This window comes from Mycolicibacterium celeriflavum, assembly GCF_010731795.1.
Classification (GTDB): Bacteria; Actinomycetota; Actinomycetes; order Mycobacteriales; family Mycobacteriaceae; genus Mycobacterium; species Mycobacterium celeriflavum.
On record NZ_AP022591.1, the window covers coordinates 3,956,633 to 3,981,876 of the forward strand.

Genomic DNA, 25,244 nt, shown 5'->3' on the forward strand with positions numbered 1-25,244 from the left:
GTTTCAACCACGGGTGTGGAGGCGGTCTCATGAAGTTGGGTTTGCAACTTGGCTACTGGGGCGCGCAGCCGCCCGAAAACCACGCCGAACTGGTGGCCGCGGCCGAGGACGCCGGCTTCGACACCGTGTTCACCGCCGAGGCGTGGGGATCGGACGCCTACACGCCGCTGGCGTGGTGGGGCCGCGAGACCAAGCGGATGCGGCTCGGCACGTCGGTGATCCAGCTGTCGGCGCGTACCCCGACGGCGTGTGCGATGGCGGCCCTGACGCTGGACCACCTCTCCGGCGGGCGACACATCCTGGGCCTCGGCGTGTCCGGCCCGCAGGTGGTCGAGGGCTGGTACGGCGCGAAGTTCCCGAAGCCGCTGGCGCGCACCCGCGAGTACGTCGACATCCTGCGCCAGGTGTGGGCGCGCGAGGCACCGGTGCGCAGCGACGGCCCGCACTACCCGCTGCCGTTGACCGGCGAGGGCACCACGGGCCTGGGCAAGAACCTCAAGCCGATCACCCATCCGCTGCGCGCGGACATCCCGGTCATGCTCGGCGCGGAGGGGCCCAAGAACGTCGCGCTGGCCGCCGAGATCTGCGACGGCTGGCTGCCGATCTTCTACTCGCCGCGCATCGCGGCCATGTACAACGAGTGGCTCGACGAGGGCTTCGCCCGGCCGGGCGCGCGCCGCAGCCGCGAGGATTTCGAAATCTGCGCGACGGCCCAGGTGGTCGTCACCGACGACCGTGCCGGCGTCATGGAGTTGATGAGGCCGCACCTGGCGCTCTACATGGGCGGGATGGGCACCGAGGACACCAACTTCCACGCCGACGTCTACCGCAGGATGGGCTACGCCGAGGTCGTCGACGACGTGACCAAGCTGTTCCGCAGCGATCGCAAGGACGAGGCGGCCAAGATCATCCCTGACGAGTTGGTCGACGACTCCGCGATCGTCGGCGACCTCGCGTACGTGCAGGAGCAGATCAAGGCGTGGGAGGCCGCGGGCGTCACGATGATGGTCGTCGGCGCGCGGTCGCCCGAGCAGATCCGCGACCTCGCCGGGATTGTGTAGACACTTCTTGCTAGTTGTCTAGAACGCGTTCTAGATTGACGCGATGAGTCAGCACACCATCGCGGGCACCGTTTTGACCATGCCGGTGAAGATCCGCAAGGCGCAGCAACACATGGCGATGTTCTCGGTCAACGCCGACGCCGCCCAACGGATGATCGACTACAGCGGCCTGCAGGTGTGCCGCTTCCTGCCCGGACGCGCCGTCGTCGTGCTGATGCTGATGCACTACGTCGACGGCGACCTCGGCCAGTACTACGAGTACGGCACCAACGTGATGGTGAACCCGCCGGGGTCTTCTGCTTCGGGCCCGCGCGCGTTGCAGGACGCCGGCGCCTTCATCCACCACCTGCCCGTCGACCAGGCGTTCACGCTCGAGGCGGGCACGAAGATCTGGGGCTACCCGAAGGTGATGTCCGACTTCACGATTCGCGACGGCCACACGTTCGGGTTCGACGTCACGATCGACGGGCAGTTCGCCGTCGGCATGGACTTCAAGCCGGGGCTGAAGGCGCCCGCGGCGTTCACGTCCAAGCCGCAGGCGCATCCCACGTACTCCTACCGTGACGGGGTGGTCCGGCAGACGGTCGGGGAGATGAAGCTGTCCGATGTGCGCTACCGGCCTGGTGGCGCGCGCGTCCGGTTGGGCGAACATCCCTACGCCAAGGAGCTGGCCTCGCTAGGCTTCCCGAAACGCGCGCTGTTCTCCAGTTCGGCCGGCAACGTGGAGATGTCGTTCGCTGACGCGCAGGAGGTCCGTCCATGACGCTCACTCGACCAGATGTCGATCTCACCGACGGTGGGTTCTACGCCGGGGACTCGCGATCCGTCTACAAATGGATGCGCGAGAACGAGCCGGTGTTCCGGGACCGCAACGGCTTGGCCGCCGCCGCCACCTATGCCGCGGTGATCGAGGCCGAGCGCAATCCCGACCTGTTCTCCAACGCCGGCGGGATCCGGCCGGATCAGCCGGGCGTCGAAATGATGATCGAGATGGACGATCCGCAGCATCTGTTGCGGCGCAAGCTCGTCAACGCCGGCTTCACCCGCAAGCGGGTGAAAGACCTTGAAGGGTCGATCAGTTCGCTGTGCGACACGTTGATCGACAACGTGTGTGAGCGCGGCGAGTGCGATTTCGTCTGGGACATCGCCGCGCCGCTACCGATGGCCGTCATCGGCGACATGCTCGGTGTGCGCCCCGAGGAACGGGAGATGTTCCTCAAGTGGTCCGACGATCTGGTCAGCTTCCTGAGCAGCACCGCGGACCCCGAGAAGTTCCAGATCACGATGGACGCGTTCGCCGCCTACAGCCAGTACATGATGGGCATGATCGAGGCCCGCAAGGCCGAACCGACCGACGACCTGGTCAGCGTGCTGGTGCACGCGGAGGTCGAGGGGTCGAAGCTGGAGGACCACCAGATCGTCACCGAGGTGCTGTTGCTGCTGATCGGCGGCGACGAGACCACCCGGCACACCCTGTCCGGCGGGACTCGACAGCTACTGCGTCATCCGGACCAGCATCAGAAGCTGCTCAACGATCCGGGGTTGCTGCCCAACGCGATCGAGGAGATGCTGCGCTGGACTGCGCCGGTGAAGAACATGGCGCGAACCGTCACCTCCGACACCGAGTTTCACGGAACCGCCCTCAAGGAGGGCGAGAAGATGATCCTGCTGTTCGAGTCGGCGAACTTCGACGAAGCGGTTTTCGAGCGCCCGGAGTCCTTCGATATCGAGCGCTATCCCAACAACCACCTGGCGTTCGGCTTCGGCACGCACTTCTGCCTGGGCAACCAGCTCGCCCGCCTCGAACTGTCGATCATGCAGACCAAGTTGCTGCAGCGCCTGCCCGATCTTCGGTTGGCTTCCGACGACGAATTACCTTTGCGGCCCGCCAACTTCGTGTCGGGCCTGGAGAAGATGCCGGTGAAGTTCACGCCGACGAAGCCGGTAGGCGCCTAGCACGCCGATGGGCCCGCCTCGAGTGTGAATCTCACGACGCTTCAGCGGCATTATGCGTCGTGAGATTCACAATCGCGCCGCCCGTCAGCGCATCTTGAAGTTTGGGGCCCGCTTCTCCTTGAACGCCCGGGGGCCCTCCTTGGCGTCCTCACTCAAGAACACCGGGATGCCGTTGGCGGTGTCGGGCTTGAAGGCCTCTTCCTCGTGCATGCCCTCGGTTTCGCGGATCGTCTTGAGGATCGCCTGCACGGCCAGCGGCCCGTTGTTGTTGATCACCTCGGCGATCTCCAGCGCCTTGTCCAGAGCGGTGCCGTCGGGCACCACGTAGCCGATCAGCCCGTACTCCAACGCCTCGGCGGCGGTGATGTGACGACCGGTCAGCAGCAGATCGCACGCGATCGTGTAGGGAATCTGACGCACCAGGCGCACCGCGGAACCGCCCATCGGGTAGAGGCTCCACTTGGCCTCCGAGATGCCGAACTTGGCGCTTTCGCCGGCGACGCGGATGTCGGTGCCCTGCAGGATCTCGGTGCCGCCCGCGATGGCCGGTCCCTCCACCGCCGCGATCAGCGGCTTCTTGAGCCGACGGCCCTTCAGCAGCCCGTCGATGCGCGACGGGTCGTAGCTGCCGTCCTTGAACGAGTCGCCGGGCGGTTTGGCCGTCGCGGCCTTGAGGTCCATACCCGCGCAGAAGTAGCCGCCGGCGCCGGTGAGGATGCACGTGCGGATCTCCGGATCGCTGTCGACGCGATCCCAGGCCTCGACCATGATCGAGAGCATCTCGGTGGAAAGCGCGTTGCGCGCCTCGGGCCGGTTCAGCGTCAGGATCAGAGTGTGTCCGCGCTGCTCAATGAGGGCGTCGGGGCCTTTTTCGCTCTCGCTCACGGTCGCTCTCTTTCCTGGTTCGGAGCCACAGACTTGTCTCGAAATGTAACACGTTCTAGTTTAGGTTCCGTGGCCCTGAACATTGCTGATCTCGCCGAGCACGCCATCGATGCTGTGCCAGACCGCGTCGCCCTGATCTGTGGCGACGACCAGCTCACCTACGCCCAGTTGGAGGACAAGGCCAACCGCCTGGCCCATTACCTCATCGACCGGGGCGTCAAGAAGAACGACAAGGTCGGTCTGTACTGCCGCAACCGCATCGAGATCGTGATCGCGATGGTCGGCATCGTGAAGGCGGGCGCCATCCTGGTCAACGTCAACTTCCGCTACGTCGAAGGCGAGCTGAAGTATCTGTTCGAGAACTCCGACATGGTGGCGCTGGTACATGAACGCCGCTATGCCGACCGCGTCGCGAACGTCCTGCCCGAGACGCCGAACGTCAAGACGGTCCTGGTGGTGGAGGACGGCACAGAGGGCCCAGCCGACGACTTCCTCAAATATGGCGGCGCCGAGTTCTACTCCGCGCTCGAGCAGGCTTCCCCTGAGCGGGATTTCGGCCCGCGCAGCGAGGACGACATCTACCTGCTCTACACCGGTGGCACGACCGGCTTCCCCAAGGGCGTCATGTGGCGCCACGAGGACATCTACCGGGTGCTGTTCGGCGGCACCGACTTCGCCACGGGCGAGTTCGTCAAGGACGAATACGACCTGGCCAAGGCCGCCGCCGAGAACCCGCCGATGGTCCGCTACCCGATCCCGCCGATGATCCACGGCGCAACCCAGTCGGCGACTTGGATGTCATTGTTCTCGGGCCAAACCACCGTGCTGACACCGGAATTCGACCCGGACGAAGTCTGGCATACGATCGAGAAGCACAAGGTCAATCTGCTGTTCTTCACCGGCGACGCGATGGCCCGTCCACTTCTCGACGCGTTGACCAAGCTGCACGACGAGGGCCGCGAACCCGACCTGTCGTCGCTGTTCCTGCTGGCCAGCACCGCGGCGCTGTTCTCCACCAGCATCAAGGACAAGTTCCTCGAACTGCTGCCGAACCGGGTGATCACCGACTCGATCGGATCCTCGGAAACGGGCTTCGGTGGCATCAGCATCGTGGCCAAGGGCCAGTCGCACAGCGGCGGCCCGCGGGTGACCATCGATCACCGCACCGTCGTCCTCGATGAAGACGGCAACGAGGTCAAACCCGGTTCGGGTGTGCGCGGGCTGATCGCGAAGAAGGGCAACATCCCAGTCGGCTACTACAAGGACGAAGAAAAAACCCGGCAGACCTTCCGCACTTTCAACGGAATTCGGTATGCCATTCCGGGTGACTACGCCGAGGTGGAGGCCGACGGCACCGTCACGATGCTCGGCCGCGGGTCGCAGTCGATCAACAGCGGCGGCGAGAAGATCTATCCCGAGGAGGTCGAGGCCGCGCTCAAGGGGCATCCGGACGTGTTCGACGCGCTCGTGGTCGGGGTGCCCGACGAACGCTACGGCCAGTGTGTCGCGGCGGTGGTTCATCGCCGCCCCGGCACCCAGCCGACGCTCGCCGACCTCGACACCTTCGTGCGCCAGGAGATCGCCGGTTACAAGGTGCCGCGCAAGGTGTGGTGGGTCGACGAGATCCAGCGCACGCCGGCGGGTAAGCCGGATTACCGGTGGGCCAAGGACACCACCGAGGAGCGGCCCGCCGACGATGCGCACGCCAACCACGTCGGAACTGTGTCCTGAAGCGACGGGAGAAATAGAGATGCGCACCGAACTGTGCGATCGCTTCGGCATCGAGTACCCGATCTTCGTCTTCACACCGTCGGAGAAGGTTGCCGCCGCGGCCAGCAAGGCCGGCGGACTCGGGGTGCTGGGCTGCGTGCGGTTCAACGACGCCGACGACCTCGAGCGCGTCCTGTGCTGGATGGACGAGAACACTCTCGGCTTGCCCTACGGCGTCGACGTGGTCATGCCTGCCAAGGTGCCGCAGGAGGGCACGGCGGTCGACATCGACAAGCTCATCCCGCAGAGCCACCGCGACTTCGTCACGAGAACCCTTGCCGACCTTGGTGTCCCACCACTTCCCGACGAGGGGGAGCGCAACGAGGGTGTGCTTGGCTGGCTGCACTCGGTGGCCCGCTCGCACGTCGAGGTCGCACTGAGACATCCGATCAAGCTGATCGCCAACGCGCTGGGCTCCCCGCCGAAGGACGTCATCGACCAGGCACATGCGGCGGGAGTGCCGGTCGCGGCGCTGGCCGGTAGCGCCAAGCATGCCCAGCGGCACGTCGAGAACGGCGTCGATATCGTGGTGGCACAGGGACACGAGGCCGGCGGACACACCGGTGAAATCGGCTCGATGGTGCTGTGGCCCGAAATCGTTGACGCCCTTGATGGTAGGGCGCCGGTACTGGCGGCCGGTGGGATCGGCACCGGCAGGCAGGTGGCCGCCGCGCTGGCGCTGGGTGCATCCGGCGTGTGGATGGGTTCGGCATTCCTGACGGCGGCCGAATACGACCTCGGCTATCGCAAGCCCAGCGGCGTGTCGACGATCCAGGAAGCATTGCTGCGCGCCAACTCCAGTGACACCGTGCGCCGCCGCATCTACACCGGCAAGCCTGCGCGGCTGTTGAAGAGCAAATGGACCGAAGCGTGGGATGCCCCCGATGCGCCGGAACCGTTGCCGATGCCGCTGCAGAACATCCTCGTCAGCGAGGCCCACCAGCGGATGAACGAGTCCGACAACCCCGACACCGTCGCGATGCCGGTGGGCCAGATCGTCGGCCGGATGAACGAGATCCGTCCCGTCGCCGAGATCATCGCCGAGTTGGTGCAGGGCTTCGAAGAGGCAACCCGGCGATTGGACGTCGTCCGCGACGGCTGACGCGCGTCAGCGCGTTGTGCCACGGCGCGGAGCGGCTGTGGTACTACCGGATGATGCTCTTGGTCACCGGCCCGTCGGGCAATGTGGGTCACGAACTCGTCAGGCTCCTCGACACCCGGCAGGACGGGCCGAAGTGGCGGGTGGCCAGTCGTCACCCCCGAGCAGGTGCACGCCCGGCTACGCGGTGGCTCGGCCGTGCCGACACGCCTGGACTTCTTCGATCGGTCCACATGGAACGACGCGCTGGCTGACGTGGATTCGTTGTTCCTGCTGTTCCTGCTGTTCCCGCTGCCCGGCAACCGCGCCGCTCGCGAGGCGATCATCCCGTTCCTGCATGCGGCCGAGCGAGCCGGATGCAGACACGTCGTGTACATCTCGGTCTTCGGCGCCGACCGCGCCCGGTTCATCCCGCACTACAAGGTGGAGGCCGCACTGCGCGCAAGCTCGATGACGTGGACCGTGCTGCGGTGCAGCTTCTTCATGCAGAACCTGCACCGGCAGATCTCCACTCACGGGCAGGACATCGCCGAGTGCGGTGAATTGTTCATCCCCGCCGGTCGTGGCCGCACGACGTTCATCGACGCCCGCGACGCCGCCGCTGTTGCAGAGTTGGTGCTCGGCGACGGCGAGGCCCACCGCAACGTCGTGTATCACCTGACGGGACCGGCCGCCTTGACCATGACCGAGGTCGCAGAGGAACTCACAACTGCGCTGGGCTATCCCGTCACCTACACCGATCCGAACCTGATCGCCTTCGCCCGACGGCTGCGCGGCCGCGGCGTCGGCTGGGACACCATCGGTTTCATGGCAGCGGTCTACACGCTGACCCGGTTCGGGCAGAACCAGCAGATCACCGACGACGTCCAGCGCCTCCTCGGCAGACCGCCCCGCACGCTCACCGAATTCCTCGCCGACAGCGCCTGGCGATGGCGCGACCGCGTCTGGAGCTGAGCCCCTAAGCCCGGATCTCGTAAACCGGGTTGGCGCATTCGATGCCTTCGGCGGCCATCTGCCGCTTGATCACCTTGAACGTCTCGGTGCGCGGCAACGTTTCGCTGATCCGGACGAACGACGGCCACTGCTTGCGGCCGAGGTCCGGTTGGGCCGCCAGGAAGTCGCGGAACCCACCGGGATCGAACGCAGCGCCCTCGGTCAGCGTCACCGCGGCCATCACCCGATCACCGACGTCGGGTGCCGGTATCCCGTACACCGCGACCTCGACGACGTCGGGGTGCCTCAGCAGGACCCGCTCGATCGGTGCCGAGCCGAGGTTCTCGCCGTCGACCCGCATCCAGTCGCCGAGCCGGCCCGCGAAGTAGGCGTAACCCTGCTCGTCGCGGTAGGCCAGGTCGCCGCTGTGGTAGACACCGCCGCGCATCCGGTCGGCATCGGCCCCGGGATCGTTGTAATAACCCTCGAAACGCCCGGTGTCCGAAGCGTTCACGAGTTCACCGGTCACGCCGGGCGGACACGGCTCGCCGGTGTCGACGTCGACGATCTCGGTGCCGGGCGGCAGCGGGCCCAGGGCGCCGGGCGGGGTGTCGGGCGTGCGCGCGATCGCGATACCCCCCTCGGTGGAACCGAAGCCGTCCATCACCACACAATCGAATCGTTCGGCGAAGCGCTCGATGTCGGCGGGCGCGCCCTCGTTGCCGTAGACCGCCCGCAGCGGATTGTCCGCGTCGTCGGGTCGTTCGGGGGTCGCGAGCACATACGACAGCGGCTTGCCCACGTAGTTCGCATACGTCGCACCGAACCGGCGGATGTCGGGCAGGAACTGCGACGCGGAGAACTTGCGGCGCAACGCCAGTGAGCTCTGCGACGCCACCGCCACCGACCAACCGACCAGCACCGCGTTCGAGTGGAACAGGGGCATCGAGACGTAGCAGGTGTCGTCGGGTCCGAGCGAGAAGCGTTGCGTCATCGTCACGCCCGCGATCGCGACCTTGCCCTGGCTGCACTTGACCGCCTTGGGGTCACCGCTGGTGCCCGAGGTGTAGATCAACATGAACAGGTCGCCGGGGTCGGCGGCCCGCAGCTGCACCGGCGCGTCGCGGTGTGCGTCCACCTCGGCCGCCCACTGGGGGGAGTCGACGTCGATGTGGTCGACATCGCCGAGCGCCGACGCCGACGCCGAATCGGCGAGCACCACCTGGCAATCGGCGTGTTCGACGTCGCGCTGCAGTGCCGCGCCGCGGCGCACCGGGTTCAGCCCGACCGGCACGATGCCGGTCAACCCCGCGGCCACCAGGACCGCCGAGAAGAACGGGGTGTTCTGCAGCAGCACGCCGACATGCGGTGGCCGGTCCGGGTCGAGGCGCGCGCGCAGTGCCGCCGCCAGCGCCGCTGCGTGCCGAATGTGCTCACGCCACGGCGTGAACGAGACGGTGTCGTCGTCTCCTCGCCCGAGAGGCTCGTCGGTGAAGTACATGCCCCGGTCGTCGACGTCGATCAGCGGCGTCAACAGTCCTGCGACGGTGGGAAGTTCGTTCACCTCAGGCGGGAGTGTCGGCCAACTCCCGGCCGATGCGCAGCAGTTGTCCGGTGGCGCCACCGACCGCGAACTCGGTCTGCTTGGCCGCCAGGAAGTAGCGATGCACCGGGTGGTCGGTGTCGATGCCCACGCCGCCGTGCACGTGCACCGTGGTGTGCGCGACGCGGTGGCCCGCATCGGCGGCCCAGAACGCCGCGGTGCTGACGTCGACGTCGGCGGGGAGGTTCTCGGACAGTCGCCAGGCCGCCTGGGTCAGCGTCAACCGCAGCGCCTTGACGTCGATGTAGCCGTCGGCCAACCGCGACGACACCGCCTGGAAGCTGCCGATCGGCCGGTCGAACTGTTCACGCTCACGGGCGTATTCCGCGGTGAGCTCCAAAGCACGCTCGAGCACGCCGAGCTGGAACGCACTGCGTCCCAACGTTGCTCGCGTCACCAGCCAAGCCAGGGCCTCGGCGTCACCGACGACGCTGTCGGCGCCCAGCTCGACCCCGCGCAGCTCGAGATGCCCTTCGCTACCCTGTCCGGTGGTGCTCAGCGACTCGACCGCCACGCCCGTATTCGCTGCCGGAACCAGGAAGACCTTTGTGCCCGAATCTGTTTCAGCCGGCAGCAGAAACGCGTCGGCGACCGGTCCGTACGGCACCAGGGTGCGCGAACCGGTGAGCCGGAACCCAGAGCCGCTCGCCCCCGAAGATGTCGCCTGCACCGGTCCCTCGCCCATTTCGCCGTCGAGCGCGATGGTCAGGATCTTCTCGCCCCTGACCGCCGGCACCGCCCACTCCTGCTGCAGCGCCTCGGATCCGAACTCGGCCAGCGCGCCCGCCCCAAGCACGACCGACTCCAGGTAGGGCACCGCAGAGAGCTGTCGACCGAGCGCCACGAGCACCGCGACCTGCTCGAGTACGCCGAATCCACCGCCGCCCACACCTTCCGGGGATGCCGCCGACAACACGTCGGCCTCGATCAGCTTGCCCCACAGGTCACGGTCCAACCTCTGCTCGAGACCGTCGAGTTCGCGTTGGCGCTCCGGTGTGACGACCGAGTCGGCGATGGTGCGAACCAGCCCGCCGAGGTCCTCGGACGCTTCCGTCGTCTTGAAGTCCATGTCGACAATCCTTACCGGTTCACTCGGGGTAGGCCGAGCGCGACCATCCCGATGATGTCGCGCTGAATCTCGTTGGTGCCGCCGCCGAACGTCAGGATCAGGCAGCTGCGGTGCATCCGCTCGACCCGCCCGCGCAGCAGCGCGCCGGGCGCATCGGGACGCAGCGTGGCGGCGGTGCCGAGCACCTCCATCAGCAGGCGATACGCCTCGGTGGCCAACTCGGTGCCGTACACCTTGGCGGCCGAGGCGTCCGCGGGCGACGGCGCCGCGTCGTCCGCGGACGCCAGCTCCCAGTTGATGAGCTTGAGCACCTCGGCCTTGGCGTGCACCCGGGCCAGGTTCAGCTGCACCCACTCCGAGTCGATCAACCGGTTGCCGTGCACATCCTTGGTGTTCTGCGCCCACTCTCGAACGCCGTTGAGTGCCAAGTAAATCGGCTGCGCGGAAACCAGCGCGACCCGCTCGTGGTTGAGCTGGTTGGTCACCAGCTTCCAGCCGGCGTTCTCCTCGCCGACCAGGTTGGTCACCGGCACCCGCACGTCCTGGTAGTACGTCGCGCTGGTGTCCACGCCGGCCATCGTGTGCACCGGCGTCCACGAGAACCCCTCCGCGGTGGTGGGCACGATCAGCATCGAGATGCCGCGGTGCTTCTTGGCCTCCGGGTTGGTGCGCGCCGCCAGCCAGACGTAGTCGGCGTAGGCGATCAGGCTGGTCCACATCTTCTGACCGTTGATGACGTAGTCGTCGCCGTCGCGGACCGCGGTGGTGCGCAGCGACGCCAGATCGGTGCCTGCGCCCGGCTCGGAGTACCCGATCGAGAAGTGCAGGTCACCCGAGGCGATCTTGGGCAGGAAGAACTTCTTCTGCTCTTCGGTGCCGAACGCCATGATGGTCGGCGCCACGCTGTTGATGGTCAGGAACGGCACCGGCACGTTGGCGAGCGCGGCCTCGTCGTTGAAGATCAGTCCGTCGATCGGCGGGCGGGCCTGGCCGCCGAACTCCTTGGGCCACGACAGCGTCAGCCAGCCGTCCTTGCCCATCTGAGCGACGGTCTCGCGGTAGACGTTGCCGCGGCCCATCTCGCCGTCGTTGGACGCCAGCGCCTCGGCCCGCTCGGGCGTCATCAGCTTGGTGAAGTAGGAGCGCAGCTCGCGACGCAGCTCTTCCTGCTCTGGGGTGTAGCCGATTCGCATCGCCTTGTCCTAACTTCTGTAGAGGCACGAAGCTGGCAGCCAGGCTGAAACGGAAGCCCAGCCCGCGTTCACCCCCGGTTGTAACACGTTCTAGTCTTGGGGTCCAGACCGGTGTCACACTGGGCTCGGAGCAGCTCTGACCGCGAGGAGGTTGTGATGAGAGTGGAAGTGGACCGGGACCGCTGCGAGGGTAACGCCGTGTGCGTGGGAATCGCGCCGGGCCTGTTCGATCTCGACGACGAGGATTACGCGGTGGTCAAGGCCGACCCGGTGCCTGCCGACCAGGAGGATCTGGCCGAGCAGTCGATCGCCGAGTGCCCACGCGCCGCATTGATCCGCAGAGACTAGAGGTATTCATAATTTGACGCCGAAACCCTCCACCCGAGGAGCCGCATGAGCACTGACGCCAACGACCTGTCCGGCCGCGTAGCGGTGGTAACCGGCGCGGCCGCCGGGCTGGGCCGCGCGGAGGCCATCGGCCTCGCCCGGGCGGGAGCCACCATCGTCGTGAACGACATCGCCGCGGCGTTGGACAAATCCGACGTCATCGACGAGATCACCGCCGCGGGCGCCAAGGCCGTCGCGGTGGCCGGTGACATCAGCGAGCGGTCGACGGCCGACGAGCTGGTCGAAACGGCCGACGGTCTCGGCGGGCTGGGCATCGTCGTCAACAACGCGGGCATCACCCGCGACCGGATGTTGTTCAACATGTCCGACGAGGACTGGGATGCGGTGATCGCCGTCCATCTGCGTGGGCACTTCCTGCTGACCCGCAACGCCGCAACGTACTGGCGGGCGAAAGCCAAGGAGAACAACGGCCAGATCTACGGCCGGGTGATCAACACCTCCTCGGAGGCCGGCCTGGTTGGACCGGTCGGGCAGGCCAACTACGGCGCGGCAAAGGCCGGCATCACCGCACTGACGCTGTCGATGGCGCGCGCGCTCGAACGCTACGGCGTGCGGGCCAACGCCATCGCGCCGCGCGCCCGCACGGCGATGACCGCGGACGTCTTCGGCCAAGCGCCGGAACTTACGGAAGGCCAGATAGACCCGCTGTCGCCCGAGCACGTGGTGAACCTCGTCCGCTTCCTGGCCTCGCCCGCGGCGGAGGGGGTTAACGGACAGCTGTTCATCGTCTACGGTCCAACGGTGACGTTGGTGGCGGCGCCGACCGTGGAGGCACAGTTCAGCGCCGAAGCCGATGCCTGGAACCCGTCGGACCTGTCCGAAACGCTGCGAAATTACTTTGCTGGCCATGATTCGCAGAAGTGCTTCGCCGCCACCGGACTGATGGCGTAGCAAGACTGAAGGTCTCGGTCGCCGAGCTCGGCTCGTGCTAGAACACGTTCTACAATGACCTCGGTCACGCCTGGCTTGAACAGCGCAAAGATCACAATTTCGGCTACTTTTCCGGTTCTTTGACACCGCGAACGTGTTCTAGTTAGTATGATCCGGCTCACTAAGAGCAACGCTTAACCAAGGGCTGGGAAGCCCGCCGTGACAACGAGTTTCGCCTCTTCGCCACGGCGACTATGCGCAACCATCCGGCCCCCGAGAACGGAGCTAAGGTTGATCGAACAGCTGGCGGCACCGGCTCGGGCCGTGGGCGGGTTCGTGGAGATGTCTTTCGATACGTTCTCCAAAACTTTTCGGCGTCCGTTTCAGTTTCGGGAGTTTCTGGATCAGACGTGGATGATCGCGCGGGTTTCGTTGGTGCCGACGTTGTTGGTGGCGATTCCGTTCACGGTATTGGTGGCGTTCACGCTCAACATTTTGCTGCGCGAGATCGGTGCGGCCGATCTGTCGGGGGCAGGTACGGCCTTTGGCACCATCACCCAGCTGGGCCCGGTGGTGACGGTGTTGGTGGTGGCCGGGGCGGGCGCCACGGCGATCTGCGCCGATTTGGGGGCGCGCACCATCCGTGAGGAGATCGACGCGATGCGGGTGCTGGGCATCGACCCGATCCAGCGCCTGGTGGTGCCGCGGGTGCTGGCCTCGACGTTTGTGGCGTTGTTGCTCAACGGTCTGGTGTGTCTGATCGGGCTCTCAGGTGGTTATGCGTTCTCGGTTTTTTTGCAGGGCGTCAACCCGGGGGCGTTCATCAATGGGTTGACCGTGCTGACCGGTCTGGGTGAGTTGGTGATGGCCGAGATCAAGGCGTTGCTGTTCGGTGTGGTGGCCGGGCTGGTGGGCTGTTATCGGGGGTTGACGGTCAAGGGCGGGCCCAAGGGGGTGGGCATCGCGGTCAACGAGACCGTGGTCTATGCGTTCATCTGCTTGTTCGTGATCAACGTGATCATGACCGCGGTCGGGGTGCGGGTGCTGGTCCGATGAGCTACGACGTCACCGTGCGGTTGCGCCGCATGTTCAGCGGGGTGCCCAAGGCCGTGGACACCATCGGCGAGCAGGCGCTGTTCTACGGCGAGACGATGCGCTATCTGCCCAACGCGGTGCGCCGCTACCGCACCGAGACCATCCGCAACATCGCCGAGATGACGATGGGCACCGGGGCGTTGGTGATGATCGGCGGCACCGTCGGGGTGGCGGCGTTTTTGACGCTGGCTTCGGGCGGGGTGATCGCCGTGCAGGGCTACTCCTCGCTGGGCAATATCGGGATCGAGGCGCTGACCGGGTTCTTGTCGGCGTTCCTCAACGTGCGCATCGTGGCCCCGGTGATCGCCGGGATCGCGCTGGCGGCCACCATCGGCGCGGGCACCACCGCCCAACTCGGGGCGATGCGGGTGGCCGAGGAGATCGACGCCGTGGAAGCCATGGCGGTGCACTCGGTGTCCTATCTGGTCTCCACCCGGCTGATGGCCGGCATGATCGCGATCATCCCGCTGTACTCACTGTCGGTACTCGCGGCGTTCTTCGCCGCCCGCTTCACCACGGTGTTCATCAACAACCAGTCCGCGGGCCTGTATGACCACTACTTCAACACCTTCCTGGTACCTACCGACCTGCTCTGGTCCTTCCTCCAGGCCATCGTGATGGCCGTCGCGGTCATGCTCGTGCACACCTACTACGGCTACAACGCCTCCGGCGGCCCGGTCGGTGTCGGCATCGCCGTCGGCCAAGCCGTGCGCACCTCCCTGATCGTCGTCGTCACCATCACCTTGTTCATCTCACTCGCCGTCTACGGCGCGTCCGGCAACTTCAACCTCTCCGGGTAACCGCGGTGGCAGACGGAGACGCGAAGCGCACCCACGTCAGGATCGCCGCGGCGATCCTGGTGGCGATTGTTGTGGCCGCAACGGTGTTCACGTACCTGTCCTACACGGCGGCGTTCACATCGACGGATACGGTTACCGTGACCTCCCCGCGTGCCGGCCTGGTGATGGAGCGCGAGGCCAAGGTCAAGTACCGTGGCATCCAGATCGGTGAAGTCAGATCAATCGAGTACGTGGGCGATCAAGCGAAGCTGACGCTGGCGATCAACAGCAACGAGATGCGGTACATCCCGGCCAACGCCGACGTCCGGATCGCCGGGACGACCGTCTTCGGCGCCAAATCTGTCGAGTTCGTACCGCCCGAGAACCCGACGGGCCAGTTGCGTGCCGGTGCCGCCGTGAGGGCGTCGTCAGTGCAGCTGGAGGTCAACACGTTATTCCAGACCTTGACCGACGTCCTGCAAAAGATCGACCCGATCGAGCTCAACGCGACGCTGAGCGCACTGGGGGAGGGCCTGCGCGGCAACGGCGACGACCTGGGCGCTCTGTTGGCCGGCCTGAACTCCTATCTGCAGCAGCTCAATCCGAAGCTGCCCACGCTGCAGGAAGATCTACGCAAGACCGCCGTGGTGGCCAACATCTACGGTGACGCGGGCCCAGATCTGGCACGCATCTTCGACAACGCGCCCGCGATCAGCGACACGATCGTCGCCGAGCAGGACAACCTCAACGCGACGCTGCTGGCCGCAATCGGTCTGGCCAACAACGGAACACAGACGCTCGAACCGGCGGAGACCGACTACGTTGCGGCGATCCAACGGCTGCGGGCACCGCTGAAGGTGGCGGCAGACTACTCCCCCGAATTCGGTTGCGTTCTCGAGGGGACCGCGCTGGCCGTGGATCGCTTCGCACCCATCATCGGCGGCATCCGTCCTGGTCTTTTTGTGTCATCGAACTTCATGCTCGGCGCGCCCGCGTACACCTATCCGGAAAGTCTGCCCATCGTGAACGCCTCCGGCGGACCCAACTGCCGTGGTCTGCCCAATGTGCCGAGCAAGCAGTTCGGCGGTTCCTGGTACCGCTCACCGTTCCTGGTCACCGATAACGCCTACGTTCCGTACCAGCCGAACACCGAGTTGCAGTTCGACGCGCCGTCGACGCTGCAGTGGTTGTTCAACGGGGCTTTCGCGGAAAGGGACGACTTCTGATGAAGGGTGATCGGACGCTGCTCAACGTCAGCATCTTCACGGTGGTCATGGTGTTGGTCGCGGCGATGTTGGTGATCGTCTTCGGCGAGTTCAGATTCACAGCAGAAGAGGGTTATCGCGCAACGTTTACCGACGCCTCGCGGTTGAAGGCCGGTCAGGATGTGCGGATCGCCGGTGTGCCCGTCGGCACTGTCAACGACGTGAAGCTGAATGCCGACAACACCGTCGACGTGGCGTTCGACGTAGCTAAGCGCTATCAGCTGTACACCTCGACGCGCGCAGTGGTGCGCTACGAGAACCTGGTCGGCGACCGGTATCTCGAGATCACCTCGGGCCCAGGTGAGTTACGCAAGCTGCCGGCGGGCAGCACGCTTCCCGTGACCAACACCCAACCCGCGCTCGATCTCGACGCGTTGCTGGGCGGGCTACGGCCGGTGCTTAAGGGACTCGACGGCCAGAAGATCAACGAGGTCAGCAGTGCGGTGATCGAACTGCTGCAGGGCGAGGGCGGTGCGCTGTCGAACCTGCTGTCGACGACCAGTGCGTTCGCCCAGAACCTCGCGGCGCGCGACCAGTTGATCGGCGACGTGATCAACAACCTCAACACGGTGCTGGCCACGGTCGATGAGAAGGGCGCCCAGTTCAACGACAGCGTGGACCAACTTCAGCGGCTCATCACCGGTCTCGCCGAGGGCCGCGACCCGATCGCCGGCACCATCCCCCCGCTGGCCTCGGCCGAGAACGACCTGACCGACATGCTGGGGCAATCCCGCAGGCCGATCCAGGGTGTCATCGAGAACGTCCGGCCGTTCGCCCAGCGTCTCGACGAGCGTAAGGCCGACGTGAACAAGGTGATCGAGCCGCTCGCCGAGAACTATGTTCGGCTGAACGCTCTCGGCGCGTACGGCTCGTTCTTCAACATCTTCTACTGCTCGGTTCGGATGAAGATCAACGGCCCGGCGGGCAGTGACATGCTGATTCCGCTCGGCGGCCCACCGGATCCGTCGAAGGGGAGGTGTTCGCCCAATGTCGAGTAGACCCGACGATTCGAATCCGCTGCGCACCGGCATCTTCGGCATCTTCCTCGTGGTGTGCCTGGTGCTGGTGTCATTCGGCTACAGCAGCCTGCCGTTCTTCCCTCAGGGCAAGCCCTACGACGCGTACTTCACCGACGCGGGCGGCATCTCGCCCGGCAATGACGTCAACGTGTCCGGCATCAACGTCGGCCAGGTGACCGGCGTGGAACTGGCCGGCGGCACCGCCAAGGTGACGTTCACCGTCGACCGCGACATCTGGGTCGGCGACCAGACAATGGTCGCCATCAAGACCGACACCGTGCTCGGTGAGAAGTCACTTGCGGTGATGCCGCAGGGCAGCGGCGAGACGACCAGTATCCCGTTGGGACGCACGACGTCTCCGTACACGCTTAATACGGCGTTGCAGGACCTTGGGCAGAACGCCAACGAGCTCGACAAGCCGCGGTTCGAGCAGGCACTGCAGACGCTCACCGACTCGCTGCGGGACGCGACCCCGCAGTTGCGTGGGGCGCTCGACGGTATCGCGGGTCTGTCGCGCAGCCTGAACAGACGCGACGAAGCGCTCGAACACCTTCTCGGCCATGCCAAGCGGGTCTCCGACACGCTGGCTCAGCGCGCCGGCCAGGTGAGCCAGTTGATCGTCGACGGGAACCTGCTGTTCGCCGCGCTCGACGAGCGGCGTGAGGCGCTGAGCAACCTGATCGAGGGCATCGACGAGGTGTCCGAACAACTCTCGGGATTCGTAGCCGACAACCGACGTGAGTTCAGGCCCGCGCTGGAGAAGCTCAACCTGGTGATGGACAACCTGCTGGAGCGCCGCGAGCACATCAGCGAGGCGCTCAAGCGGCTTCCCCCGTACGCCACCACGCTTGGCGAAGTCGTCGGTTCTGGATCCGGATTTCAGATCAACCTATACGGGTTGCCGCCGGCGCCGCTAGCCGAGGTGCTGCTGGACTTCTACTTCCAACCAGGGAAGCTGCCCGACAGCCTCGCCGACTACCTCCGCGGGTTCATTTCCGAGCGCATCATCGTCAGGCCGAAGTCACCATGACGCAAGCGACATCGACTCCGAACCGCGGCCGCTGGCTGCGCATAGCCGTGATGGCGGCACTGGTCATCATGCTGGTCATCGGCGTGCTGCTGGTCATGCCGTCGCGCAGCGGCACCAAGTTGACCGCCTACTTCACCTCAGCGGTCGGGTTGTACCCCGGCGACGATGTCCGCATCGTCGGTGTACCGGTGGGAACAATCGATTCGATCGAACCGCGGCCGACCGACGTGAAGGTGACCATGACGGTGGAAAACGGCGTCGAGGTCTCCGCTGACGCGAAGGCCCTCGTCGTCGCGCCGAACCTGGTTGCGGCGAGGTTCATTCAGCTGGCCCCCGCCTACACCGGCGGCACGAAAATGGCCGACGGCGCCGAGATCGGCCTCGACCGCACCGCAGTACCGGTCGAATGGGACGAGGTTAAAGAGCAACTCACACAGCTGAGCGCCCAGCTCGGCGCGAAGCCGGGGTCGGTGCAGGGCCCGCTGACCGCCTTCGTCAACCAGGCCGCCGACACGTTCGACGGCAACGGCGACTCGTTCCGTCAAGCCCTGCGTGAACTCTCGAAGACGGCGGGCCGCCTCGGTGACTCGCGCACCGACCTATTCGGCACCATCCGCAACCTTCAGGTGCTCGTCGACGCGCTATCCAACAGCAACGAGCAGATCGTGCAGTTCTCCAACCACGTCGCATCCGTATCTCAGGTACTGGCCGACAGCACCGCCGATCTCGACACTACGCTGGGCACGCTGAACCAGGCGCTGGCCGACGTCCGCGGCTTCCTCAACGAGAGCAACGGTGCGCTGATCGATCAGGTCGCCAAGCTCACGGACTTCACCAGCATCCTGACGGAACGCAGCGAGGACATCGAGCAGATTCTGCACATCACGCCCAACGGCCTGTCGAATTTCTACAACATCTACAACCCCGCGCAGGGCACCGTCGTGGGCCTGCTCACGCTGCCCAACTTCGGCAACCCGGTGCAGTTCATCTGCGGCGGCACGTTTGACACAGGCACGTCAACCGACAACTACAAGCGGGCCGAGATATGTCGGCAACGCATGGGGCCGGTGTTCAAGCGCATCGCGATGAACTACCCGCCGCTGATGTTCCATCCCATCAACAGCATCACCGCCTACAAGGGGCAGATCATCTACGACACCCCGGAAACCGAGGCGAAGGCCGAAACCCCGGTGCCGTATCTGCAGTGGCAGCCTGCGCCGGGCGTCACACCACCGCAGTTGTCGGGCAACACGGATCTCAGCTCGCTGATCGTGCCGCCCGCACCGGATGCCGCTCCCGAACAGCCGCCGCCGCCTGACAACTCGCATGCCGGGGGGGCGGCTTCCGAGTTGCCCGCGGAGGCACCGCTGCCGGGCGCCGATGTGAACGCGGCTGAGCCCGCGCCCGCGCACGCCCCGGTCGCTCCCATCCCGATGCCGGCCCCGCTGCCCGGTGGAGGTGCCCCGTGATCCGCAGGATGATCGCACTGCCGACGTTGGCGGTGGTGCTGGCAGGCTGCTCGTTCGGCGGGCTCAACTCGCTGAACATGCCGGGCACCGCCGGCCACGGCGCGGGCTCCTACAAGATCACCGTCGAGCTGCCCGATGTGGCGACTCTGCCGCAGAACTCGCCGGTCATGATCGACGACGTCACGGTCGGCAGCGTCTCCGGCATCGATGCGGTGCAGCGCTCCGACGGCACGTTCTATGCGGCGGTACAACTGTCGCTGGACGGGAACGTCGACCTCCCGGAGAACGCCACTGCGACGGTGGCACAGACGTCGCTGCTGGGCTCACAGCACATCGAGCTCGCTGAGCCCGTCGGTCAGCCCGGCGTCGGACACCTGAAGAACGGCTCGAACATCCCGCTTGACCGTACCGGCCGCTATCCGACCACCGAGGAAGTGCTGTCGTCGCTGGGCGTCGTGGTGAACAAGGGCAATCTCGGTGCGTTACAGGACATCACGGACGAGATGTACAACGCCGTCGCCGGACGCGAAGGCACCTTCACCGACCTGATCCCCCGGCTCGCCGACCTGACGAGCTCGCTGGACCGGCAGACGAACGACATCATCGCCGCGATGGAGGGGCTCGATCGATTCGCCGGAATCCTGGCGCGCAGCAGGGACGGGTTGGGACGCACACTGGACCGTCTGCCCGCGGCGCTGAAGGTACTCAATGACAACCGGGCCAACATCGTGGACGCGTTCGCAGCCTTGCAGCGCTTCGCCACCGTGGCGTCGCGGATCCTGCAGCAGACCAAGGACGACTTCGCCGCCGATTTCAAGGCCCTGTACCCGATCATCAAGGCATTCAACGACAACGCCGACTTCTTCATCAAGGACCTTGAGTTCTTACCGACGTTCCCGTTCCACTACCAGTACCTGAAGAACGCGGTGCGCGGCGATTACTTGAACGTGTACGTCACGTTCGACCTGACCCTGCGGCGCTTAGGTGAGTCGATCTTCACCACGTCATGGGGCCTGGACCCGAACATGAAGCGGATGGACGAAGTCATCACCCCGCCCGACTTCATGACCGGCTCGCTGGCGAACCTCTCTGGGCAGGCTGCCGATCCGTTCGAAATCCCGCCGGGCACAGCGACACAGCACCAGGGACCTTAAATGCTGAACCGCCTCACCCGCTTTCAACTGTCGATCTTCGCGATCGTCACCGTGCTGACTGTTGGCGCGATCTCGCTCTTCTACCTGAAGTTGCCCGCCGCCGTCGGGATCGGCGCCTACAATGTCAGCGCCAACTTCGTTGCCGGCGGCGGCCTCTACGAGAACGCGAACGTCACCTACCGGGGCGTGACCATCGGGCGAGTGACCTCGGTCGGGCTCGACCAGGACAGCATCGTCGCCGACATGCGGCTCAACAGCGGAACGCCGGTCCCCGAGAACGTCACTGCCACGGTCAAGAGCGTCTCGGCCGTCGGCGAGCAGTACATCGACCTGGTGCCACCAGAGGATCCATCGCAATCAATGTTGCGCAACGGGGACAACATCGGCGTGGACCGCACGGCGATCGGACAGGACATCGCCGGCCTGCTGCGTGAGGCCGACGCGCTGGTCAGCAGCGTCGGCGACAGCCGCATCCAGGAGCTGTTGCGCGAGGCGTTCACGGCGTTCAACGGGTCCGGTCCCGAGCTGGCCAGGCTCATCGAATCGTCGCGGCTGCTGGTGGACGAGGCCAACGCGAACTACGGGCTGACAACGCAGCTGATCGATCAGGCCGGACCGTTCCTCGACGCGCAGATTCGCAGCGGTGACGACATCCGATCGCTGGTGGACGGGCTAGCGAAGCTGATGACGCACGTGGCCAATGCCGACCCACAGTTGCGCACGACGCTGCAGTCCGTGCCCGGCACGACAGCCGAGGCCAACGAGCTGTTCAGCGGCATCCGGCCGTCCTTCCCGGTGCTGGCGGCCAATCTGGCGAATTTCGGCCGGATCGGCGTCATTTACCGCAAGTCCCTCGAGCACTCGCTGGTGGTATTCCCGGCATTGATCGCCGCTTTGAACACCGTCGCAGGGGGGGTGCCGGCGGACGAGGGAGGGAAGCTCGACTTCAAGATTTACCTGCAAGACCCCCCGGGCTGCTCAACAGGTTTCGTCCCCGCCACGGAAATTCGCTCACCCGCAGACGAGACGCTACGAAACCTGCCTAACGATTTGTACTGCAAGGTGCCGCACAACGATCCCAGCGTCGTGCGTGGTGCGCGCAACTATCCGTGCCAGGAGTTCCCCGGCAAGCGCGCGCCGACGATTCAGCTGTGCCGTGATCCGCGCGGGTACGTCCCGATCGGCAACAACCCGTGGCGGGGGCCGCCGGTGCCGGTCGGTACCCCGATGGACGTCATGGAGGACGACACGCCTGAGGACGGGCGCAACATTCTGCCGCCGAACAAGTTCCCGTACATCCCACCACAGGTCGACCCCGACCCGGGTCCCCCGGCGGTGCAGTTGCCGCCCGGCGTCCCACCGGGCCCGGGTCCGGCGCCGCATGCGCCCTTCCCGCTGCCGGTGCCGCCGAACGAGGTTCCGCCGACACTGCCGCCGGCGTGGCCGTTCTTCGCACCGCCGGATCATGTGGTGCCGCCGTACGCCAGGACACCACCGCTGCCGCCGGCGGGGCCCGCGCCGCCACGGCCGGCTGTCGCTCCGGCATCGCCGTCGGCGGGTGGTCCGCCACTGCCCGCCGAGGCGCCGATGGCTGCTAGGACCGGGATGGGCCCGATGATCGCGACCTACGACCAGAACGGCAAGTTCGTCGACCCTGAGGGCGGAAGTGGCATATTCGCGGCCGGTACTGACAAACTGGCGCCTGCAGAGAACTGGGTGGATTTGATGTTGGCTCCAAGGCAGGCGTGATGACGGATAACACTGGATCGACGGCGACGGTGCCGGGGCCCAAGGGACGTCGGCGCGCGTCCCGCCCGGCCGGGCCGGCGAGTGGCGAACCGGCGGCGACCGGCCGAGTCGACCCGGCAAAGCCACTGCGCGCCCGGTTGCCCAAACCCGCCGGGCCCCCGCCGCGCAGGCAGCCGAACCGGAAGCTGGTCGCCGTCGTCTTCCTCGCGGCCGCCGTCGTCGCGATAGCGGTGCTGGCGGGACTGGGCACGTTGATGGTCGGGCAACAGCGGGACGCCGAGGCCGCCCAGGCGCGAGAGCAGCGTTTCGTCGACACGGCATCGCAGTTGGTGGTCAACATGTTCAGCTATGAACAGGACACCATCGACGCCAGCGTCGACCGCTTCGTCAACAGCACCAGCGGCCCGCTGCGCGCGATGATGACTGAGGGTGACAACACCCAGAACCTGAAGCTGCTGTTCCGGAGCACCGAGGCCAGCGCCGAGGCGGTGATCAACGGTGCCGCGCTGGAGAAGATCGACGAAGTCTCGAAGAACGCCGCGATACTGGTGTCGGCGCGGGTCACGGTCACCGACCTCGACGGCAACAACCAACCGTCGCAACCGTATCGGTTACGGGTTATCGTGCACGAGGACGACAACGGAAACATGTCGGGCTACGACCTCGAATACCCCGATGGGGGCAATTGATGCGCCGCCTCGTCGGTGCGCTGTCCGTTCTGCTCGCGGTCGCCTTCATCGCAGCCGCGGCCGTCGGCGGCGGGCTGTACTGGAACCGGGTCGAGCAGCGCGGCGAGCAGGCCGCGCGTACCACTCTCGCGCCGCTGGCGGAACAGCAGATCCCGAAGGTCTTCGGCTACGACTACCAGACCGTCGAACGCACGCTCAACGAGGTCTATCCGATGCTCACCCCGAGCTATCGCCAGGAGTTCCGCGACCGCGCCGACAAGGACATCATTCCGCAGGCACGGGACCGCCAACTGGTCAGCCAGGCCAATGTGGTCGGGGTGGGAGTCATGGACGCGCAACGCAATTCAGCGTCGGTGATGGTGTATATGAACCGCACCGTCACCGACAAGTCCAAGGAGCCGATTTACGACGGCAGCCGGTTGCGGGTCGACTATCAGAAGGTCGACGGCAAGTGGCTGATCCAGTACATCACTCCGATCTAGCCGACGCCGGTAGCTCGTCGGCGGAGCGCTTCGAGGCCAGCGCTTCCAGGAACGCCCGCGCCCAGCGGTCGACGTCGTGGGCCAGCACCTGCCTGCGAAGCGCCCGCATCCGGCGCCTGCCCTCCTCGGGTGATTGGTTCAGCGCCGCTTCGATGGCGTCCTTGACGCCCTCCAGATGATGCGGGTTGGCGAGGTAAGCCTGACGCAATTCTGCTGCGGCGCCGGTGAACTCGCTGAGCACCAGCGCGCCGCCCAGATCGCTGCGGCATGCCACGTACTCCTTGGCGACCAGGTTCATCCCATCGCGTAGCGGCGTCACCAGCATGACGTCGGCCGCCACGAAGAATGCGATCAACTCGTCGCGCGGCACCGGACGGTGGAGGTAGTGCACGATCGGATGCCCGACCTCGCCGTACTCGCCGTTGATGTGGCCGACCTGGCGTTCGATGTCCTGCCGCATCTCGATGTAGCTCTCGACTCGCTCCCGGCTCGGCGTCGCAAGTTGCACGAACACGGTGTCCTCGCGGTCGGCCCTACCCTCGGCGAGCAGTTCGGAGAACGCCCGCAGCCGCACGTCGATGCCTTTGGTGTAGTCCAGCCGGTCGACACCCAGCAGGATCTTGCGGGGGTTGCCCAGCTCGTTGCGAATCTCCAAGGCTCGCTGGCGGATGGACCGCGAGCGAGACTGCTGATCCAGAGCCGTCGAGTCAATGGAGATCGGGAAGGCACCGACCTTCACGGTGCGTGCGCCGACATCGATCTCACCGAACCGCGACCGGACGCCGATCGTCGCACGGGAAGTGTTGGCGCCCACCAATCTTCGCGCCAAGATGAGGAAGTTCTGTGCCCCGCCGGGCAGATGGAAGCCGACGAGGTCCGCGCCGAGCAGGCCCTCGACGATCTCGGTGCGCCACGGCATCTGCATGAACAGTTCGACCGGTGGGAACGGAATGTGCAGAAAGAAGCCGATGGTCAGGTCCGGGCGCAGTGTACGCAACATCTTGGGCACCAACTGCAGTTGGTAGTCCTGCACCCAGACGGTCGCGCCCTGCGCGGCGTTCTTCGCGGTGGCCTCGGCGAAGCGGCGGTTCACCTCCACGTAGGTGTCCCACCACTCGCGGTGGTAGATCGGCTTGACGATCACATCGTGGTACAGCGGCCACAGCGTCGCGTTGGAGAAGCCTTCGTAGTACTCGGCGACGTCGTCGGCGGACAGGTTGACCGGGCACAGGGTCATGTCGTCCTGCTCGATCGGCGCATCATCGGCATCGGGTATCCCGGGCCAGCCGATCCACGCCCCCTGCCGACTGCGGAGCAACGGCTCCAGGGCGGTCACCAGCCCGCCGGGGCTTCTCTTCCAGGTGGTGCTGCCGTCGGGCAGCCGCTCCATGTCGATGGGCAGCCGGTTGGCCACCACCACGAAGTCGGCGTTCCCGGAGCCGGCCCGCGGACCGCCTCCCGGAGTCACTTACGCCTCGTGTTTCGACGGTCCAATGCCGAGCATCGAGAGGAAGACCCGGCATTCGTCGGCGTCGGTCGCGTACGCGGCGACAACGCGCCGCGCCTGGCGCGCAGTGCTGTCGGCGAGCGGTTCGACGTCGCCGAGCTCGGCGGGATCTGATTTGGCAGGCATACGACAACTCTAGGCGAAGGTGCCCTCGCCGCG

General features: G+C 66.0%; 24 protein-coding genes. 18 read left to right on the top strand and 6 right to left on the bottom strand.

Translation table 11 applies throughout. The features are described from left to right. The first annotated feature begins 29 nt into the window (after positions 1-29). Genes G6N18_RS19170 through G6N18_RS19180 form a run of 3 tightly spaced genes read left to right on the top strand, consistent with a single transcriptional unit; the run spans position 30 to position 3,017 of the window. Positions 30-1,061, top strand: a complete 1,032-nt coding sequence (locus G6N18_RS19170) for an LLM class F420-dependent oxidoreductase (RefSeq protein ID WP_083007075.1) — start codon at positions 30-32, stop codon at positions 1,059-1,061. Positions 1,062-1,104: 43 nt separating this feature from the next. Continuing rightward, positions 1,105-1,824 (top strand): acetoacetate decarboxylase family protein, encoded by a 720-nt coding sequence (locus G6N18_RS19175; protein WP_083007078.1) that lies wholly within the window; start codon positions 1,105-1,107, stop codon positions 1,822-1,824. Then, positions 1,821-3,017, top strand: coding sequence for a cytochrome P450 (locus G6N18_RS19180; protein WP_083007081.1), 1,197 nt, complete (start codon positions 1,821-1,823; stop codon positions 3,015-3,017). The genes G6N18_RS19175 and G6N18_RS19180 overlap by 4 nt, the downstream gene beginning before the upstream one ends. 84 nt (positions 3,018-3,101) lie before the next feature. On the opposite strand, the gene G6N18_RS19185 is transcribed toward G6N18_RS19180, so the two are convergent. Then, entirely contained in the window at positions 3,102-3,902 is an 801-nt protein-coding gene (locus G6N18_RS19185; RefSeq protein WP_083007083.1) for a crotonase/enoyl-CoA hydratase family protein, read from the bottom strand. Between the two features lie 69 nt (positions 3,903-3,971). Here G6N18_RS19185 and G6N18_RS19190 point away from each other — a divergent pair, with 69 nt between their 5' ends. The 3 genes from G6N18_RS19190 (at position 3,972) to G6N18_RS19200 (ending at position 7,725) form a co-directional block, all read left to right on the top strand. Further along, the gene (locus G6N18_RS19190) at positions 3,972-5,633 is read left to right on the top strand and encodes a medium/long-chain-fatty-acid--CoA/3-oxocholest-4-en-26-oate--CoA ligase (protein ID WP_083007086.1); all 1,662 of its coding nucleotides are present in this window, start codon (positions 3,972-3,974) and stop codon (positions 5,631-5,633) included. Between the two features lie 19 nt (positions 5,634-5,652). Further along, positions 5,653-6,774 carry an NAD(P)H-dependent flavin oxidoreductase gene (locus G6N18_RS19195; protein WP_083007089.1) on the top strand — a complete coding sequence of 374 codons (1,122 nt, stop codon included), beginning with the start codon at positions 5,653-5,655 and terminating at the stop codon, positions 6,772-6,774. A gap of 81 nt (positions 6,775-6,855) precedes the next feature. After that, on the top strand, positions 6,856-7,725 hold the full coding sequence (locus G6N18_RS19200) for an NmrA family NAD(P)-binding protein (RefSeq protein WP_083007092.1): 870 nt from the start codon (positions 6,856-6,858) through the stop codon (positions 7,723-7,725). A gap of 4 nt (positions 7,726-7,729) precedes the next feature. Here the strand turns inward: G6N18_RS19200 and fadD17 are convergent, their stop codons facing one another. From fadD17 to G6N18_RS19215, 3 genes are read right to left on the bottom strand one after another with little or no spacing between them, the layout of a single operon-like run. Beyond that, complete coding sequence (fadD17, locus tag G6N18_RS19205) at positions 7,730-9,268, bottom strand: long-chain-fatty-acid--CoA ligase FadD17 (protein WP_083007095.1); 1,539 nt, start codon at positions 9,266-9,268, stop codon at positions 7,730-7,732. A gap of 1 nt (position 9,269) precedes the next feature. Next, entirely contained in the window at positions 9,270-10,376 is a 1,107-nt protein-coding gene (locus G6N18_RS24635) for an acyl-CoA dehydrogenase family protein (RefSeq protein WP_083007098.1), read from the bottom strand. Positions 10,377-10,387: 11 nt separating this feature from the next. Further along, positions 10,388-11,569 (bottom strand): acyl-CoA dehydrogenase family protein, encoded by a 1,182-nt coding sequence (locus G6N18_RS19215; protein ID WP_083007100.1) that lies wholly within the window; start codon positions 11,567-11,569, stop codon positions 10,388-10,390. Between the two features lie 156 nt (positions 11,570-11,725). Here G6N18_RS19215 and G6N18_RS19220 point away from each other — a divergent pair, with 156 nt between their 5' ends. From G6N18_RS19220 to G6N18_RS19275, 12 genes are all read left to right on the top strand, one after another. Next, complete coding sequence (locus G6N18_RS19220; protein WP_083007103.1) at positions 11,726-11,917, top strand: ferredoxin; 192 nt, start codon at positions 11,726-11,728, stop codon at positions 11,915-11,917. Between the two features lie 45 nt (positions 11,918-11,962). Beyond that, on the top strand, positions 11,963-12,868 hold the full coding sequence (locus G6N18_RS19225; protein WP_083007105.1) for a 3-oxoacyl-ACP reductase: 906 nt from the start codon (positions 11,963-11,965) through the stop codon (positions 12,866-12,868). Positions 12,869-13,138: 270 nt separating this feature from the next. Next, entirely contained in the window at positions 13,139-13,903 is a 765-nt protein-coding gene (locus tag G6N18_RS19230; protein ID WP_163689912.1) for an MlaE family ABC transporter permease, read from the top strand. Beyond that, the gene (locus G6N18_RS19235; protein WP_163689914.1) at positions 13,900-14,742 is read left to right on the top strand and encodes an MlaE family ABC transporter permease; all 843 of its coding nucleotides are present in this window, start codon (positions 13,900-13,902) and stop codon (positions 14,740-14,742) included. Before G6N18_RS19230 ends, G6N18_RS19235 begins: the two co-directional genes overlap by 4 nt. A 5-nt stretch (positions 14,743-14,747) precedes the next feature. Continuing rightward, positions 14,748-15,947 (top strand): MCE family protein, encoded by a 1,200-nt coding sequence (locus tag G6N18_RS19240; RefSeq protein ID WP_083007376.1) that lies wholly within the window; start codon positions 14,748-14,750, stop codon positions 15,945-15,947. After that, positions 15,947-16,984 carry an MCE family protein gene (locus G6N18_RS19245; protein ID WP_083007374.1) on the top strand — a complete coding sequence of 346 codons (1,038 nt, stop codon included), beginning with the start codon at positions 15,947-15,949 and terminating at the stop codon, positions 16,982-16,984. The genes G6N18_RS19240 and G6N18_RS19245 overlap by 1 nt, the downstream gene beginning before the upstream one ends. Then, positions 16,974-18,035, top strand: coding sequence for an MCE family protein (locus G6N18_RS19250; protein WP_083007371.1), 1,062 nt, complete (start codon positions 16,974-16,976; stop codon positions 18,033-18,035). Before G6N18_RS19245 ends, G6N18_RS19250 begins: the two co-directional genes overlap by 11 nt. After that, positions 18,032-19,504, top strand: coding sequence for an MCE family protein (locus G6N18_RS19255; protein WP_083007369.1), 1,473 nt, complete (start codon positions 18,032-18,034; stop codon positions 19,502-19,504). Before G6N18_RS19250 ends, G6N18_RS19255 begins: the two co-directional genes overlap by 4 nt. A gap of 8 nt (positions 19,505-19,512) precedes the next feature. Then, positions 19,513-20,658 (top strand): MCE family protein, encoded by a 1,146-nt coding sequence (locus G6N18_RS19260; protein ID WP_109749605.1) that lies wholly within the window; start codon positions 19,513-19,515, stop codon positions 20,656-20,658. Then, positions 20,659-22,407 (top strand): virulence factor Mce family protein, encoded by a 1,749-nt coding sequence (locus G6N18_RS19265; RefSeq protein ID WP_083007364.1) that lies wholly within the window; start codon positions 20,659-20,661, stop codon positions 22,405-22,407. Further along, a complete protein-coding gene (locus G6N18_RS19270; RefSeq protein WP_083007362.1) occupies positions 22,407-23,096 on the top strand; it encodes an Rv1363c family protein in 690 nt (229 codons plus the stop codon). The genes G6N18_RS19265 and G6N18_RS19270 overlap by 1 nt, the downstream gene beginning before the upstream one ends. After that, positions 23,096-23,578, top strand: a complete 483-nt coding sequence (locus G6N18_RS19275) for a mammalian cell entry protein (RefSeq protein ID WP_083007359.1) — start codon at positions 23,096-23,098, stop codon at positions 23,576-23,578. Before G6N18_RS19270 ends, G6N18_RS19275 begins: the two co-directional genes overlap by 1 nt. Here G6N18_RS19275 and G6N18_RS19280 read toward each other — a convergent pair. Both G6N18_RS19280 and G6N18_RS24275 read right to left on the bottom strand, forming a co-directional pair. Then, positions 23,565-25,046, bottom strand: coding sequence for an alpha,alpha-trehalose-phosphate synthase (UDP-forming) (locus G6N18_RS19280; RefSeq protein ID WP_083007357.1), 1,482 nt, complete (start codon positions 25,044-25,046; stop codon positions 23,565-23,567). The two genes, G6N18_RS19275 and G6N18_RS19280, sit on opposite strands and share 14 nt — an antisense overlap. Beyond that, positions 25,047-25,211, bottom strand: coding sequence for a hypothetical protein (locus G6N18_RS24275; protein ID WP_109749604.1), 165 nt, complete (start codon positions 25,209-25,211; stop codon positions 25,047-25,049). Positions 25,212-25,244 lie beyond the last annotated feature (33 nt).

Excerpts from the sequence above, each read along its gene's own strand:
- G6N18_RS19170 (WP_083007075.1), top strand. The coding sequence starts at position 30 with ATGAAGTTGGGTTTGCAACTTGGCTACTGGGGCGCGCAGCCGCCCGAA.
- G6N18_RS19225 (WP_083007105.1), top strand. The coding sequence starts at position 11,963 with ATGAGCACTGACGCCAACGACCTGTCCGGCCGCGTAGCGGTGGTAACC.
- G6N18_RS19255 (WP_083007369.1), top strand. The coding sequence starts at position 18,032 with ATGACGCAAGCGACATCGACTCCGAACCGCGGCCGCTGGCTGCGCATA.
- G6N18_RS19260 (WP_109749605.1), top strand. The coding sequence starts at position 19,513 with ATGATCGCACTGCCGACGTTGGCGGTGGTGCTGGCAGGCTGCTCGTTC.
- G6N18_RS19195 (WP_083007089.1), top strand. The coding sequence starts at position 5,653 with ATGCGCACCGAACTGTGCGATCGCTTCGGCATCGAGTACCCGATCTTC.
- G6N18_RS24635 (WP_083007098.1), bottom strand. The coding sequence starts at position 10,376 with ATGGACTTCAAGACGACGGAAGCGTCCGAGGACCTCGGCGGGCTGGTT.
- G6N18_RS19270 (WP_083007362.1), top strand. The coding sequence starts at position 22,407 with ATGACGGATAACACTGGATCGACGGCGACGGTGCCGGGGCCCAAGGGA.
- G6N18_RS19250 (WP_083007371.1), top strand. The coding sequence starts at position 16,974 with ATGTCGAGTAGACCCGACGATTCGAATCCGCTGCGCACCGGCATCTTC.
- G6N18_RS19180 (WP_083007081.1), top strand. The coding sequence starts at position 1,821 with ATGACGCTCACTCGACCAGATGTCGATCTCACCGACGGTGGGTTCTAC.
- G6N18_RS19200 (WP_083007092.1), top strand. The coding sequence starts at position 6,856 with ATGTGGGTCACGAACTCGTCAGGCTCCTCGACACCCGGCAGGACGGGC.
- G6N18_RS24275 (WP_109749604.1), bottom strand. The coding sequence starts at position 25,211 with ATGCCTGCCAAATCAGATCCCGCCGAGCTCGGCGACGTCGAACCGCTC.
- G6N18_RS19245 (WP_083007374.1), top strand. The coding sequence starts at position 15,947 with ATGAAGGGTGATCGGACGCTGCTCAACGTCAGCATCTTCACGGTGGTC.
- G6N18_RS19275 (WP_083007359.1), top strand. The coding sequence starts at position 23,096 with ATGCGCCGCCTCGTCGGTGCGCTGTCCGTTCTGCTCGCGGTCGCCTTC.
- G6N18_RS19265 (WP_083007364.1), top strand. The coding sequence starts at position 20,659 with ATGCTGAACCGCCTCACCCGCTTTCAACTGTCGATCTTCGCGATCGTC.
- G6N18_RS19215 (WP_083007100.1), bottom strand. The coding sequence starts at position 11,569 with ATGCGAATCGGCTACACCCCAGAGCAGGAAGAGCTGCGTCGCGAGCTG.
- G6N18_RS19175 (WP_083007078.1), top strand. The coding sequence starts at position 1,105 with ATGAGTCAGCACACCATCGCGGGCACCGTTTTGACCATGCCGGTGAAG.
- G6N18_RS19235 (WP_163689914.1), top strand. The coding sequence starts at position 13,900 with ATGAGCTACGACGTCACCGTGCGGTTGCGCCGCATGTTCAGCGGGGTG.
- G6N18_RS19220 (WP_083007103.1), top strand. The coding sequence starts at position 11,726 with ATGAGAGTGGAAGTGGACCGGGACCGCTGCGAGGGTAACGCCGTGTGC.